Source organism: uncultured Marivirga sp. (genome assembly GCF_963974845.1).
Taxonomy (GTDB): Bacteria; Bacteroidota; Bacteroidia; order Cytophagales; family Cyclobacteriaceae; genus Marivirga; species Marivirga harenae.
In genome coordinates, this window is the sequence record NZ_CAXBEQ010000002.1 from 623,222 (window position 1) to 637,410 (window position 14,189).

Annotated in this window: 15 protein-coding genes; 7 read left to right on the top strand and 8 right to left on the bottom strand. The window is 35.6% G+C overall.

What is annotated here, in order from left to right; genetic code table 11:
- Positions 1–387 precede the first annotated feature (387 nt).
- Complete coding sequence (locus AAC601_RS07155) at positions 388–879, top strand: phosphoribosyltransferase family protein (RefSeq protein WP_340152888.1); 492 nt, start codon at positions 388–390, stop codon at positions 877–879.
- 1 nt (position 880) lies between these two features.
- Here the strand turns inward: AAC601_RS07155 and AAC601_RS07160 are convergent, their stop codons facing one another.
- The 3 genes from AAC601_RS07160 to AAC601_RS07170 form a co-directional block, all read right to left on the bottom strand.
- Positions 881–1,741 carry an ABC transporter substrate-binding protein gene (locus AAC601_RS07160; RefSeq protein ID WP_303271289.1) on the bottom strand — a complete coding sequence of 287 codons (861 nt, stop codon included), beginning with the start codon at positions 1,739–1,741 and terminating at the stop codon, positions 881–883.
- 356 nt (positions 1,742–2,097) lie between these two features.
- Positions 2,098–2,463, bottom strand: coding sequence for a hypothetical protein (locus AAC601_RS07165; RefSeq protein ID WP_340152889.1), 366 nt, complete (start codon positions 2,461–2,463; stop codon positions 2,098–2,100).
- An 11-nt stretch (positions 2,464–2,474) separates the two neighbouring features.
- Positions 2,475–3,095, bottom strand: a complete 621-nt coding sequence (locus tag AAC601_RS07170) for a ParA family protein (protein WP_303271291.1) — start codon at positions 3,093–3,095, stop codon at positions 2,475–2,477.
- Positions 3,096–3,172: 77 nt separating this feature from the next.
- On the opposite strand from AAC601_RS07170, the gene AAC601_RS07175 reads away from it, so the two are divergent.
- The 4 genes from AAC601_RS07175 (at position 3,173) to AAC601_RS07190 (ending at position 6,097) form a co-directional block, all read left to right on the top strand.
- Positions 3,173–3,772, top strand: coding sequence for a nitroreductase (locus tag AAC601_RS07175; protein WP_340152890.1), 600 nt, complete (start codon positions 3,173–3,175; stop codon positions 3,770–3,772).
- 9 nt (positions 3,773–3,781) lie between these two features.
- On the top strand, positions 3,782–4,360 hold the full coding sequence (locus tag AAC601_RS07180; protein WP_303271293.1) for an isoprenylcysteine carboxylmethyltransferase family protein: 579 nt from the start codon (positions 3,782–3,784) through the stop codon (positions 4,358–4,360).
- A gap of 194 nt (positions 4,361–4,554) precedes the next feature.
- Positions 4,555–5,310 (top strand): 2OG-Fe(II) oxygenase, encoded by a 756-nt coding sequence (locus tag AAC601_RS07185; protein WP_303271294.1) that lies wholly within the window; start codon positions 4,555–4,557, stop codon positions 5,308–5,310.
- 10 nt (positions 5,311–5,320) lie between these two features.
- On the top strand, positions 5,321–6,097 hold the full coding sequence (locus tag AAC601_RS07190; RefSeq protein WP_340152891.1) for a class I SAM-dependent methyltransferase: 777 nt from the start codon (positions 5,321–5,323) through the stop codon (positions 6,095–6,097).
- Between the two features lie 9 nt (positions 6,098–6,106).
- On the opposite strand, the gene AAC601_RS07195 is transcribed toward AAC601_RS07190, so the two are convergent.
- The 5 genes from AAC601_RS07195 to asnB form a co-directional block, all read right to left on the bottom strand.
- Entirely contained in the window at positions 6,107–7,453 is a 1,347-nt protein-coding gene (locus AAC601_RS07195; RefSeq protein WP_340152892.1) for a deoxyguanosinetriphosphate triphosphohydrolase, read from the bottom strand.
- Positions 7,454–7,597: 144 nt separating this feature from the next.
- The gene (locus tag AAC601_RS07200) at positions 7,598–8,101 is read right to left on the bottom strand and encodes a hypothetical protein (RefSeq protein WP_340152893.1); all 504 of its coding nucleotides are present in this window, start codon (positions 8,099–8,101) and stop codon (positions 7,598–7,600) included.
- Entirely contained in the window at positions 8,049–8,906 is an 858-nt protein-coding gene (locus tag AAC601_RS07205) for a 3-hydroxyacyl-CoA dehydrogenase NAD-binding domain-containing protein (RefSeq protein ID WP_340152894.1), read from the bottom strand. Before AAC601_RS07205 ends, AAC601_RS07200 begins: the two co-directional genes overlap by 53 nt.
- Before the next feature lie 54 nt (positions 8,907–8,960).
- Positions 8,961–9,986 (bottom strand): phenylalanine--tRNA ligase subunit alpha, encoded by a 1,026-nt coding sequence (gene pheS, locus AAC601_RS07210; protein WP_340152895.1) that lies wholly within the window; start codon positions 9,984–9,986, stop codon positions 8,961–8,963.
- 206 nt (positions 9,987–10,192) lie between these two features.
- Positions 10,193–12,088: an asparagine synthase (glutamine-hydrolyzing) gene (gene asnB / locus AAC601_RS07215; protein ID WP_340152896.1), complete on the bottom strand. Its 1,896-nt coding sequence runs from the start codon at positions 12,086–12,088 to the stop codon at positions 10,193–10,195.
- 237 nt (positions 12,089–12,325) lie between these two features.
- On the opposite strand from asnB, the gene AAC601_RS07220 reads away from it, so the two are divergent.
- Positions 12,326–12,700, top strand: a complete 375-nt coding sequence (locus AAC601_RS07220; RefSeq protein WP_303271301.1) for a BlaI/MecI/CopY family transcriptional regulator — start codon at positions 12,326–12,328, stop codon at positions 12,698–12,700.
- 73 nt (positions 12,701–12,773) lie between these two features.
- Positions 12,774–14,081 carry a M56 family metallopeptidase gene (locus tag AAC601_RS07225; protein WP_340152897.1) on the top strand — a complete coding sequence of 436 codons (1,308 nt, stop codon included), beginning with the start codon at positions 12,774–12,776 and terminating at the stop codon, positions 14,079–14,081.
- The last annotated feature ends 108 nt before the right edge of the window (positions 14,082–14,189 follow it).

Below are 14,189 nucleotides of genomic sequence, written 5' to 3' on the forward strand. Positions count from 1 at the left end.
ATATTATTACTTCTGTTGCTTATAAGCCGGCCCGTAACTATTGAAGACTAACATTTGATAAAAAACTAACTTCCCACAGCATTAAATTCAAACTTGTGTTTTTAATGTTGATTTCATAAATTAATTCTACTATCAGATTAAAAAATTATTTAACCCGCAAAGTTAGCCGTTGTGAACTTAGGAAACCAAAACTTTACCTTAATTGTATCAGATTTTTTGTCATTATTTTTCCCTAATTATTGCACCCTCTGCAATTTAACTTTATCGAAGTCCGAGAATCTGGTTTGTAGTCATTGTCTTTCAAACCTGAACAGAACGAATTTGCATCGTGATCAGCCAAATCAACTTCATAGACGATTTTTTGAAATTCCTAATCTACATTATGTTATGAGTTACACTTGGTTTCAAAAAGATACCGCAATTCAAGAACTTCTACATCAACTTAAGTATGAAGGAAACGAGGCGATAGGCCTTTTGTTGGGAGAATATTATGGGAAAGAATTATCTCAATACTTTTTTGGAGAATGGGATTTAATAACCACAGTGCCCATTCACTACAAAAAACAAAGAAAAAGAGGGTATAATCAAAGCGATCTTATTGCAGAGGGGATGAGTTTAGCTTTAAACATCCCGTTTGAGCCCCTTATTGTAAAGGCAGTCAATAAAAAAAGTCAAACCAAAAAGGACCGATTGGAAAGGTTTGATAATGTTGAATCAAGCTTTCAACTTCTTAACCCGAACAGGAGTTTGCGTGACAAGAATATCTTACTGGTTGATGATGTAGTTACCACTGGGGCAACACTTCAAGCGAGTAGTCAACCATTAATAAGAGCGGGTGCTGAAATTTCCATTGCTACTATTGCCGCTACCAGAAGTTAGTTTACTCTTGATTAATTGAATTCAGCATTGCCACTACGTGAGTACCGAGCGATTCAGCTACTATTTTTTTATACTCCGTGCTACTTGTAAACCCACCATCTTTATTAAAGAATTCTGCTAATATAGGCTCCCAGTCGCTATTTATCGGCATAATGAAACCAAACTCCTCTCCTGTCTTATCTCCCGCAACGTGCCTCTTGATATTACTGACTTCTTCAATTGCGGTTAAGTAAGAGGAAAAATCCAGATAAGTAAAATAATTACTATTTTGATTTACTCTTTCATAACATTCCTTAAAGGAATTAACAGATTCAATTTTTAATTGAGGGAATGATCCAGCTTTTAATTCATGAGCTCTTTTTTCATGGGTAGTACCTTTTTGAACAATTAGGGTTTTGCCAGAAAATTCACTGGAAATATTACTAAAGCTCTTTAGATCTGGAACGGATTTATTAGTCAGCAATATAGATACGTTAGAAAAGAAAGAGGGGCTGAATTGCACTTCCTTCTTACGGGACTGTGTAATCGTGACATCGGCCAGTCCAAAGACTCCCCCGCTTCCGTTTTCAACACTTTGGTAGAATTCGGAGAAATCAACAGCATCTTGAGGTTGATGAACATTCACATCTAAGTTTACTTTATGTGTGCTTTCAACATATTCCACGAATTCATTCCAAATTTTAATGCATAAGCCATCTAATTCACCATTATTTTGGAAGATGAATTTGCCAGAATAGTTGTAAGTAACCGTGACTTCGCCAGTCCCTTTGGACTTAGTTTGTTTCCAGCTGTCCCCTGATAATTGTGAGTTTGCAGTATAACTTAAAAAAAATGCCGAGATAATTAATATTAGATTCTTCATATCTGTTAAGTTTATTGCTAATTTTTGAATATGAGTTTTATTCAATTTAAACAATTCTAACGTGAAATAAAACAGATATTGAATTGCTTTTGTTCTATTACCTATAGAAAAAGGACGTGAATAGGATTAGAAAAGTCTAATTTTATGTAAGTTGTAGAGCTTATTACATGGCAAAAACAAACGTGATTTTCAATTAAAAGAATTATAATCTAATTTGGTCTAATTCAATAATTCGCTAATCGAAACTGTGCATGATTTTATATAGCGTGATAGATTAGTTAAGATTGTGCGCCTTGTTTTGAGTGGTTTTCATTCCATAGTAAGGAACAAATGCTAAGGGAAATAAGAATTTCTGATTATCTAAGTTTTTCTAATATTAAATCCTGATGTTGTAGATATACAATCAGGTTTTCTAATAATATGTCCGACCCTTCTTTTTCATCTTGTTGCGCCAATACTTTTTCACAAACCTTGTATAGCACTTGTCTAGATGATAAACCATGAATTTTGGCAGCTTTCAAAATGAATTTAGCAACCTCATCCTCGTGTAATGCTCCTTCGGGCAAATTGTCCAGTTTTTTGATTTCAGATTTTAAAGCTTCCACCTCGGCCAATTGAGTCGGTTTTTTAGATAAATAATCTTTGCTCTCATCGCCAGAACCGGGAGCCTGGTTTTTCATAAATTCATTTAGGTCTTTCAATGTATCTTTTTTCTTAGCCATAGTCATTATTATTAAAGATGTGAAAGTATCGCTTTTGTGATAGGTAAAAACTCTTTTTCTGCTAAAATGGTACTGAAATTAGCAAAAATATTCTTTGCCGGAACTTTTACTTCCAAAATTTCAGCATCTAATTCCGAAAGAGCGTCCTTAACGGTATCAATTTTTGTGGCTGAGTGAACTCTGTTGGGCAATACCAATATTTTTAATTTTTCATTTTCTTTTAGAGCATATTTAATGTCTTCCACAGTTTGATAAGTTACTAACAAATCATTAGGTGTCAAACTTGTCGGGACAATCACTAAGTCACTACTTAAACTTAGTTTTTTAATGTGCTCATCTGTAGTTTTCCCGGCACTATCTATTATTATAAAATCCAGCTTTCGATTCTGTAGTTCTTTTATATCTTCCAAGGCCTTGTGGTCCTCAGAAGCGATAATTGGAAAAACAGCAGATTCTTTTGCTCCTGTTTTGTAAAGTTCCATTTTTCTCAAGGTATTGAGCGTGTAATTGGTGTCTGTCTCCAACATTGCCAAAGAATGTCCCAAACTGTGTAACATAGTGGCAAAATGAATAGCGCTAGTGGTTTTTCCCGTACCGCCCTTTCGTGAAATAAATGAAATTATTTTTGTCATAACAAAAAATGAATATCAATAAAAATACATAGCTGTAACCCTTTTTCCAAATCTAGGTTAAATTTGCAAAAAAGATAATGAAGAAAATTATTAATATAGAAGAATTTAACGAATTAATAAGGTCCAGAAGATCTATTTATCCAGCACAATATTCCGGTGAAAAAGTGAATGATCTTATTATTGAGCAAATGTTAGAAAACGCGAATTGGGCACCTAACCATAAACATACGGAACCATGGAGGTTTATAGTTTTTACTGATAAAGGCTTGGACCAGTTAGGTAAATTTCAATCTGATATTTATCAACAAGTATCTAAAGCAAAAGGGAGCTTTGATCAGGCTAAAATGGAGACCCTTAGAAATAAACCATTGATGGCATCGCATGTAATAGCCATTGGTATGAAAAGAGATGAAAAACAAAGCATTCCAGTTGAAGAAGAAATTTCTGCTGTTGCTTCTGCTGTACAAAATATGCAATTAACAGCTAGTGCATATGGTGTAGGTTGTTATTGGGGTTCAGGAGGAATCACTTATATGAAAGAAGCAAAAAACGCATTAGGATTAGAAGAAGAAGACAAGTTAATGGGCTTTTTATATGTTGGCATGCCTAAAGAAGGCTTTTGGCCAGAAGGAAAAAGAAACCCAATGAATGACAAAGTAAACTGGGTAACTGGATAATTTGGACCTATGATTCAATATTGGGAATATTTACAGGTAGTAATTGCATGGTTAATTTTTGGAATTGCCCATTCAGTTTTGGCGTCTTCTCTAGTTAAGGAGAAGGTGAATTTAAGGCCACGTTCTTATCGCAGGCTGTATAATGTAATTTCAGTTTTTGCTGTACTATTTATTTTTTTATTAGGGAGCACAATTCAACCGGAATTTTTATTTCCAAAGGACCAAAGTAGTAAGGCAATTGGTTTGATTATTGCCACGTTTGGGTTTTTATTAGCGAAGTTGGCCTTTAAGCCGATTAGCTTTTCAGAATTCTTAGGAATTAAATCTGAAACAAATCAAAAGCTAATCACTCACGGTATTTATGGTAGAATGCGCCATCCACTTTACACCGCATTGATTTTAGGAATCGTAGGTTTTGTAGTTTTTAGCCCAACTTATACTAATTTGTTACATGCTATTTGCATCTCCTTTTACCTCTTCATTGGTATTCATTATGAGGAAAGGAGATTGATAGCACATTTTGGTAAAAAATACGAAGACTATAAAAGTAAAACTCCAATGCTATTTCCTACTTTCAGACGAAAATGACTGAAATAATAATATGAGATTTTGGCACTTTTTAAAGTAAAAAAGGGTTTACTCATTTGATTGCACTTACATTTGGGCTCGTTAGTCGAAATATGTAAGGAAAACTGAAAAATTAACAGTGAAATATTTTACTTTTTATGTTAGCAAACTACATTTGAAGTGTATATTTGCGCCACGAAATTCTAAATTCCTTTATGGAACTTATTCAAAGTAAGCATTTTAGTCAAGAACAAATCGACCAGTACAGGGAAGAGTTTGAATCTTCCAAACCATTCCACCACCTTATCCTAGATGACTTTTTGTCAACAGAGGTAGCTGAAAAACTTCATAACTTCTTTCCAGAAGATGATCTTTTCAATAAGCCTAAAAAGGATAAGCATGAAAATAAGCTTGAGGGAGATAAATTTGAGGAATATCCTCGATTATTTAATCTCTTGAAGGAAGAAATTGCCCAGCCTAAATTTTTGGAACTTATCGAAAAGGTAACTGGAATCAAAAATGCTTTTATCACTAATGACGGTTTTGGAGTGGGAATTCAAAAAGGAAAGAAAGGTTCTTTTGAAGATGTACATGTAGATTTTAACATTCATCCAGAAAAAGATGTACAAAGAAGGCTTAATCTTCAGCTTTACTTAACTCCTAGGTGGAAACCCGAATGGAACGGGGCATTGGAAATGTGGAACGATTGTGTTTCCAAATGTAAAAAAGCGGTTTCATGTAGATTTAACCGGGCAGTAATTTTTGAAGTGAAAGACACTTCCTACTATGGGTATACCAAGCCCTTAGACTGTCCTGATAAAGAAGAAAGAAAAATGTTTTCTGCGACTTTTTATACCAAGAAGGAGAAAGAAGATATTGCTTTTCATGACACAATATTTCCGGAGCATCAAGAGGAAAAGCAACAACCAACATTTTTTGAGAGTATCAAAAAAGCTTTAAAAGTCAGCTAAGCAATAAATCATGGCCAACGTTTCAACAACGGAGATAACCTCCGACTCTATTGCATCCGATAACCCTATTCATCAGCGACTTTTGTCTGCCTATGTTTATGCTCAGCCGCAGGTTGAAGGCAGGTTATTAGAAATAGGATGTGGGACAGGAAGAGGTTTGGAGATTCTGGTGAATTCAGCTGATCATTATACCGGCATTGATAAGTATAAAAGCTTAACAGACGAATTGCAGGAAAAATATCCTCAGGCTGATTTCAAATCCATGCATATTCCGCCTTTGACAGGAATTAAGGATAATTCCTTTGATACTGTGGTTTCATTTCAGGTAATTGAGCATATAAAAGATGATGAAAGCTTCTTGAAAGAAATCTACAGAGTATTAAAGCCTGGGGGAAAAGCGATCATTTCAACACCCAATAAGAAAATGACTTTGACCAGAAATCCCTGGCATGTTCGCGAATACTTTGCTCATGAGTTAGTATCACTCTGCCAAACGATTTTTTCAAAAGTGGAAGCTAACGGCATTGCAGGAAATGATAAGGTAATGGATTATCATGAGAAGAACAGACAATCAGTCCAGAAGATTACCCGATTCGACATTTTGAATTTGCAATATCGATTACCAGCGCCATTACTAAGGTTTCCTTATGAGTTTTTGAACAGACTCAATAGAAATAAGCTCGATCAGGCAGAAAACGCCCTTGTGAAATCAATCACAGTGGCGGATTATTTTGTAAATGAAAATGCTGCGGAAAGCTTAGATTTATTTTACACCTTGGAAAAGTAAGTTAGCAACTTACTTCATTCCTGGCAAACTGATTCCTTTTAATTTCCTATAAAGATTTATTGCATATCGATCCGTCATTCCACTGATGTAATCAATGCAAATTAGACTGATTTCATAAAGACTGGCTGTATCGGTAATTAATTCCTGATAGGTTTCGGGCAATAATCTAAAAACAGTTAGATCTTTCTTGCTAGATTCTTCTATTCCTTTTTGTGCAATGGCCGCTCCCAAAAATTCTTCTAACAAGCCCTCCAAAACACGATGCCCAACAACTTCTGTCTGTAAAACTAAATGGGAACGATAAATTTTCTGAACCGAGACTTCGATAATATCACGTAAAACTCTTTTAGAAGGCACCTGGCTCATCAATGAGGAGTCGAATTTTCCAGTCAAAATGTCTTCTTCATTTGCTATGAATACTTCAGCACATTCATTAATAAGTTTGTTTATGCATAGCGCTCTTAAGTAAGCAATCTTCTCGTTTTTGCCCTTTGTTTTTTCAAGTTTTTCAGGCAAGTAGGATTCACCTAGCACATTAGCTAACAAATCACGTGCTTGCTCATACGAAACCCAACCCAAACGGCAGCCGTCTTCCAAATCAATAACATGATAGCAAATGTCATCAGCGGCTTCTACTAAAAAGGTTAGAGGATGGCGAACCCAACTCATTTCATTTGAAAGGCGAATCAATCCTAATTCATTCGCTAATTCTTCGAAATAGTGCTTTTCCGTTTGAAAAAAGCCATATTTCTTCTGACTTTTTCTACTGTTATCTTTTTCAAACAAATGGGCAGTTCTAGGATATTTACTAAAGGCGGCTAAAGTGCTATAAGTCAATTTTATCCCCCTATTATCGGGCCTGTGGAATAAGCGGAACCCTTGAGCATTGCCTTCAAAATGCGTTAAATCTTCCCACTCTTCAACAGACACTTGTGATTGTATCCATTTTCCAAGTTGAGTATTTTTGAAGAAAGCGGAGATGGCATCTTCCCCTGAATGACCGAATGGTGGGTTTCCTATGTCGTGAGCTAAAGAAGCGGCTGCAACTATCGCTCCGAAATCAAAAGATGAAAAGCCGGACTCTTGCAATTCAGCGTATTTTTCGACTATTGATTCGCCTACTTTTTTGCCCAATGAACGGCCCACACTACTTACTTCCAAGCTGTGCGTCAGCCGAGTATGAACAAAATCTTCCTCGGGTAACGGAACCACCTGGGTTTTATCCTGCAATCTCCGGAAGGGATGAGAAAAAATAATTCTATCATAATCCTGCTCGAAAAATGAGCGTGCAGAAGATTGATTGGTATTGGTGCTTTGTTCTAAGCGATTTGGGTTTAGTAATTTTAGCCAGTTCATTTTTTCCATAGCTTAAAATTAATGGAAAGAATTGATTTTGGAATTATAGATTGAGTTAAAAAAAGGAGCCAAGAGGCTCTCCCCAAAATGGAAGTAGTACGTACTTTCTAGAATAGGCTTATACATGTTAGGAAACAAAAGTTTTTACCTGTTCTCACTTCTAACAATAGTATTATCAATATATAAATTCCGTCCAGATAAACTAGTATAATATTCTCTCAATTTTCTGGGAGAAGGGCTATTGGTAGGATACCCACTTAAATTATAGAATGAATTTCCGCATTCGCATTCCAGATATTGTTGACCAGCATTCATGGACACTATTGAGCAATCTTTTTCTGGTTCGTAAGGACATGTTCTTTCAAAAGCAGCATAGTCATTTTCTGCTCTTTTGACTACAATCACTCCGTTTAGGCCAACATCGGGTAAAATCACATTTTTCTCAAACTGCAGACTTTGATAGCTGACTAAATCCAGATTGAGGGATAATTGAAAAGGATCTGGTAAAGGAAGTTCATCTACAAATACTTCAGGATTCTCTTCTCCACAGCTTAAAAACAGTAAAAAAGGTAATAATAGAACAAATGAAAATCTCTTAATTGTAATCATAAAATCCTTTGCCGCTTTTTCTTCCGTGATGGCCGGCATCCACTTTTTGTTGTTGTATTCTGCTTGGTCTGAATTTACTGTCGTAATAAAAAGACTCAAACATAGATTTGGTCACTGAAAAATTAGTATCTACACCAATCAAATCCATTAACCGAAAAGGACCCATTTTAAATCCCGAACTTTCCACTAATCTGTCTATTTGTTCAAAATCAGCCACATTTTCTTCCGCTATCTTCAATGATTCCACATAAAAATTGCGCGCTACTCGATTAACGATGAAACCGGGCGAATCTTTTGCCATCACGGCCTTTTTGCCCATTTTTTCAGCTAGGGCTTTAGTAGTTGCAGCAATTTCTGGATGTGTTGAGGCTCCAGAAATGATTTCCACTAATTTCATTATGTGAGCAGGATTGAAAAAATGCATCCCAACTAATCTTTCAGGATTTTGCAAGCCAGCGCCAATTTGCGTAATGGGAATGGAAGAAGTATTTGTGGCTAAAATAGTACTTTCTAAATTGATCTTTTCCAATTTACTGAAAAGGTCAATTTTTACCGGCAGTTTTTCTACAATGGCTTCAATAATGACATCAGCTTTCAGCTGTTCTAAATCAGAAATAAAACTGATGTTCGCTAAGCAAGCATCTTTTTGATCTTCTGAGACCTTACCTTTTTCAATCCCCTTATCGAGGTTTTTAGTAACGGCAGTTTTTGCTTTTTCTAACGCAGTTTCTTGAATATCAAATATTGTGGTTTTATAGCCGGCCATAGCACTCATTTGTGCAATTCCGGAACCCATGGTTCCTGCCCCTACTATGCCAATTGATTTGATTTCGTTTAATTTCATAATGCTTTGATATTTAGAACTAGAATGGTCTTTTTTCCAGAAAAGGTCTGAAGCTTAACTCAAATGCTTAAACTGATTTAAAAAGCGAACGTCATTTTCGGAGTAAAGCCTTAAATCATTTACTTGAAATTTCAACATGGCAATTCTTTCAATTCCCATCCCGAAAGCGAAGCCAGTATATTCTTCAGAATCAATTCCGCAATTTTCCAACACATTAGGGTCTATCATTCCAGAACCGAGAATTTCCACCCAGCCAGAATATTTACAAATATTGCAGCCTTTTCCCTTACAGATATTACAAGAAATATCCATTTCTGCACTTGGTTCCGTAAAAGGGAAATAGGATGGACGGAATCTTACTTTAGTGTCTTGCCCGAACAGCTCTTTGGCGAAATAATATAGGGTTTGCTTTAAATCCACCAAACCCACATTTTTGTCTACGAAGAATCCTTCCACCTGATGGAAAAAGCAATGTGCACGAGCAGAGATGGCCTCGTTTCTATAAACACGACCTGGCGCTAAGGTTCTGAAAGGTGGTTTTTGATTTTCCATCACCCTGATTTGAACAGATGAAGTGTGAGTCCTTAATGCAATATCCGGATTGCTTTCAATAAAGAAAGTATCCTGCATTTCACGAGCTGGGTGATTCTCAGGAAAGTTTAAGGCTGTGAAATTATGGAAATCGTCCTCTATTTCTGGACCATCTGCTACATTAAAGCCGATTTTTTGAAAAATCTCTACTATTCGATTGTGTACATAAGTCAATGGGTGAACAGTACCCAAATTAACATTGGGTGGCAAAGTCAAATCAATTGGGGCAGAAGACCTAGTTCCTGAATCGTTGCTTTCCAATCCAGCAATCAGTTCTTTAAACTTTTCTTCGGCCAGTTGTTTTACTTCATTCACTTCCTGACCGTAAGCTTTTCGGTCTTCAGGAGCAATATTTTTCATGTCAGCGAATAGATCCCCTAAAACGCTTTTACGACTAATGAATTTTAATCTATAAGCCTCCAGCTCTTCCTGAGTTTTGGCCGTTGCAGATGATATCTGTGCTTTAAATGCTCTTATCTTTTCAGACATTGAATTTATAATCAGTTTTCTCTAAAAAAACAAAGTTAAACGAAAATGGCGGAATATTAAATAAGAGGGAAGACTAGTTGGGATCATGATGTACTATTGCATTTACTCATTAAGAAATCTTAACCTTTGCGGACCACAAAAGAAACAAAGAACAAAAAAGATTTTTCGCTTTAGCGAAAAGTCATTCCTCGAGCTAGTGATAGAAATTAATTCATATACCCATCCCACCATTCTTGAAAAACAATCAGCGCCCAAACATGTGCGTGACTATCTTCAGGATTGCTCGAAAAGAGTTTTTTCTTTAAAGCTTGAATACCGTCCCAATCAAATACTTCTTGTGACTCAATTAATTCTTTACTGAGCCATTTTTCGTTGATCTCTGATTTTAAATCTTTTCGTAGCCAATCCAAAAGTGGCACCTCAAAGCCATGTTTTGGGCGATTGTAAATCTTTTCCGGCAATATATCACGGAAAGTATCTTGTAAAATCATTTTCTTTCTTTTGCCATTAGTTTTGAAAGTTTCGGGTAGGCTATTGGCAAAAGCTACTAACTCATGATCAAGAAAAGGAACACGAACTTCCAAAGCGTGTTGCATGCTCATCAAATCTACTTTCTGTAGCATATCGCCTTGCAACACCAATTCTTGGTCTAACTGTAAAGATTGGTTAATCGACTTAGAGGTTAGTGTTGAAAGCAAAGTATCCTTCCAAAGATCAAAAGCTTCAAAGTCAATATCTTCTAGTACTGAATTGGATAGTAAGTCTGTTGTTTTTCGAACTGATTGTAAACTAGCCAATATCCAATATTGTGATTGTATATCCAGTTTTGAAGCGTCCGCAAATTTCTTCAATTGCCGAACTAAATTTCCTACGGGGTTATTTCGTGACTTGGGTAGTACATTCCAAGCTGGAGACATTGTACTAACCAATTTTTCCTTTGCGCCCGGATGCCAAAGTTTATACAGTGCAGCATGCTTATTGTAGCCTGCAAAGAGTTCATCTGCCCCATCTCCTGAAAGAGCAACAGTCAGATTTTCTTTGGTCAGTTGACTTAAAGCATAAACGGGCAAGGCAGAACTATCGGCAAAAGGCTCGGAGAAGCTTTTAAGCATTTTGGGTAAATAGCCATATAAATCATCTAAGCTTAAAGAAAAAACTTGATGCTTGGACCCTATATGTTGGGCTACGGCATTGGCATATTCGGTTTCATCAAAAAATGAATGCCCTTTATAGCCAATGGAAAATGTATGCAAGCCCTCTACTCTTTTAGAGGCAATGGCTGAAATGATAGATGAATCAACTCCGCCACTCAAAAAAGTGCCTAATGGAACATCCGCCACCAATCTTCTTTCCACCGACTTTTCCATCAAAGCCTTAAGTTGAATTTGAGCCTCTTCGTAAGTGCCTTGAAATTGGTGCTCGAATGTAGTTTTCAATTCATAATAAGAATTGATTTCCACTGACTTCTTTTTGATAAGCGCGTATTGCCCAGGCATTAATTTTTTAACCCCTTTCACCATACTCATAGGGGCAGGTAAATAATTCAATTGCAGATAAGTATAGAGCGAGTTCGTGTCAATATTTCTGTCGATTCCAAATTTCAGAATAGCTTTGACTTCACTGCTAAATATAAAGCGGTCTTCATCTTCAAAGTAGTAGAATGGTTTAATGCCATATCGATCACGAGCAACCAACATTTCTTCTTTTTGCTGATCATAAAAAGCAAAAGCGAAGAATCCGTGCAATTGGTTTAACGCATCTTTCCCTTCATGAATCAGCAATTGCAAAAGTACTTCAGTATCAGACTCTGTTTCAAATTCTACTCCCTTAGAAATCAAATCTTGTCTAAGGCTTTTGTAATTATAAATTTCACCATTAAAAACCAATTGGTAGCGGCCATCATGAGCAGACATGGGTTGGTTAGCATTGGGATTTAGATCAATAATAGATAATCGCCTATGGCCTAAAGCCACAAAATCCCCAACAAAGACTTTCTGAAAATCTGGCCCACGATGTTCTAAGGTTTCCGTAGCTATGGAAATATTGGGAAGGTTGAACCTGCCAATTTCATTAAATGCAAATACTCCTGTTATGCCGCACATGCTGCGAAGATAGTTAATAATTATTCGATAGAAGATAATGATTAAAACGGAATATTGAACATGAAAATATTTTTAAAAGTGACTGCTGTGGAGTTAACAAGTTGCAGGTAGTTAATAGGACAACCGAATGCCATAATTGGACTGGTTAGCTCACTAATTGGCACAAAAAAGCTAAAAAACTTTGCTTTCTACAAAATATGTTCTATGTTTGTAGAACAAGGTACTAAAACATAGAACATGAAGCTGTCAGAAACAGAGGAGAAATTAATGGACTTAATATGGATGCATGAAAAAGTGTTCATGAAGGATTTAATTGATCATCATCCTGATCCAAAACCTGCGAAGTCAACAATCGCTACTTTGTTGAAGCGAATGCAACAAAAAGGCTTTGTGGGATATAATTTATTTGGAAATTCCAGACAATATTATGCATTGATTAGTAAGGCAGATTATTTCTCAAATCGCCTAGGCAATATGGTTAAAAATTATTTTGATGATTCTGCTCTCAAGTTTGCCTCATTTTTTACAAGTACCAGAAAAATGAGCTATGAAGAGCTGGAAAAATTAAGGAATATCATTGATTTAGAAATGAAACAAAAGAAAGATGATTAATTATCTGATTCAATTTACTTTGTGCTCTGGATTGTTTATTTCAGTCTATATGATGCTCCTTCAAAACGAGAGGATGCACAAATTTAACAGGCTATACTTACTTTTCAGTTTAGTGGCTTCAATGTCCATACCTACTATAAATTTAGAAAGCCAAATCAATTTGTTGCAAAAAGCAGAAGGAACGGTAAGCACAAACATTGAATACGTTGGTAATGAAGGAATTATGACCACTTCAACTTCTGAGAAATATCAATCAATAGTTAAAGCGCTATTTTCACTTTATTTGATTGTTTCAATAGTGCTCATATCACGCTTTTTGATACTAAACTGTGTTATGATCAACAAGATTGTAGGCGCTAAAGCGAAATCTCTAAAAGACATTAAGCTTATAGTAGTTAGTGGAGAACAAGCTCCTTATAGTTATTGGAATTACATTTTTGTAAATCAGAAAGATCATGGTCAAGGGATAAAAAATGAAATATTTGAACATGAGCGAGCACATATCAAACAAAAGCATACGCTAGACATCCTCCTTATAGAGTTAATAATAGCTTTCTTTTGGTGTAACCCTTTTTTATATTTTTATAGAAATGCGATTGGTCTGAATCATGAATTTCTAGCCGACAGGGAAGTTTTAAATAAGGCTAATAATACAGCTCAGTATGCTGAATTGATATTAGAACATATAGTGTTGGCTAATAATCCAAAAATGAATAATCCATTATCGAGCTCATTTAACTATTTAAAAACCAAAAAAAGATTAATTATGATGACCAAGAACTATTCAAAACCGCGAATTTTAATAAAGCAAATATTAATAATACCTATCTTAGCTTTGGCTATCCTGTTATTCAGCAACAATTCTATTGCTCAAAAAACAGTTTCCACTGAAAATAAGACGGTATCAAAACAAGGAACTGATAGCGATCCGGACTTGCAAGTCGCTTTTGACCAAATCATCAAAAAATATATAATAAAAACTGAAAACGGGAATTCTTCACTTAATATAAGTTTCACAGAAGAAGAAAAGAAAAGATTACATGATATTTACTTAAAAATGTCGTCAAAACGGCAGGAAATGCAAATAGTAAAATTTAGTAAGAGAAGATATGAAAAAAATACTCCGACTATCAGTCAGTTTGAGGAGTGGAAAGACCCTGAGAAGTATGGTATATGGATAGATAATATAAGGATCAATAATGATGAGCTAAGGAATTTTTCAAATGCAGACTTTTCTCACTACTTTCTCAGTAAATTAGAAAAAAATGCAATGAATTACGGCAAACATGTTTTCCAATTGGATTTGATGTCAAATGAGAGATTTGAAATTCTTAATAATAGTCAAGACATTCGGATTAGACCAAATAATGTAAATAAGTAGAGATTGGATCCGAAGGACGAAGATGCTTTTCTCCAAGGCAGATAGTTTGCAATGATAAGAAAAAAAATATTGCACTTGCAGGAGTAATAAATGGAGTAAAGGCTCAAA

Bases quoted from the DNA above. Each gene is read 5' to 3' on its own strand.
- AAC601_RS07155 (WP_340152888.1), top strand. From the start codon at position 388: ATGAGTTACACTTGGTTTCAAAAAGATACCGCAATTCAAGAACTTCTA.
- AAC601_RS07160 (WP_303271289.1), bottom strand. From the start codon at position 1,741: ATGAAGAATCTAATATTAATTATCTCGGCATTTTTTTTAAGTTATACT.
- AAC601_RS07165 (WP_340152889.1), bottom strand. From the start codon at position 2,463: ATGGCTAAGAAAAAAGATACATTGAAAGACCTAAATGAATTTATGAAA.
- AAC601_RS07170 (WP_303271291.1), bottom strand. From the start codon at position 3,095: ATGACAAAAATAATTTCATTTATTTCACGAAAGGGCGGTACGGGAAAA.
- AAC601_RS07175 (WP_340152890.1), top strand. From the start codon at position 3,173: ATGAAGAAAATTATTAATATAGAAGAATTTAACGAATTAATAAGGTCC.
- AAC601_RS07180 (WP_303271293.1), top strand. From the start codon at position 3,782: ATGATTCAATATTGGGAATATTTACAGGTAGTAATTGCATGGTTAATT.
- AAC601_RS07185 (WP_303271294.1), top strand. From the start codon at position 4,555: ATGGAACTTATTCAAAGTAAGCATTTTAGTCAAGAACAAATCGACCAG.
- AAC601_RS07190 (WP_340152891.1), top strand. From the start codon at position 5,321: ATGGCCAACGTTTCAACAACGGAGATAACCTCCGACTCTATTGCATCC.
- AAC601_RS07195 (WP_340152892.1), bottom strand. From the start codon at position 7,453: ATGAACTGGCTAAAATTACTAAACCCAAATCGCTTAGAACAAAGCACC.
- AAC601_RS07200 (WP_340152893.1), bottom strand. From the start codon at position 8,101: ATGCCGGCCATCACGGAAGAAAAAGCGGCAAAGGATTTTATGATTACA.
- AAC601_RS07205 (WP_340152894.1), bottom strand. From the start codon at position 8,906: ATGAAATTAAACGAAATCAAATCAATTGGCATAGTAGGGGCAGGAACC.
- pheS (WP_340152895.1), bottom strand. From the start codon at position 9,986: ATGTCTGAAAAGATAAGAGCATTTAAAGCACAGATATCATCTGCAACG.
- asnB (WP_340152896.1), bottom strand. From the start codon at position 12,088: ATGTGCGGCATAACAGGAGTATTTGCATTTAATGAAATTGGCAGGTTC.
- AAC601_RS07220 (WP_303271301.1), top strand. From the start codon at position 12,326: ATGAAGCTGTCAGAAACAGAGGAGAAATTAATGGACTTAATATGGATG.
- AAC601_RS07225 (WP_340152897.1), top strand. From the start codon at position 12,774: ATGCACAAATTTAACAGGCTATACTTACTTTTCAGTTTAGTGGCTTCA.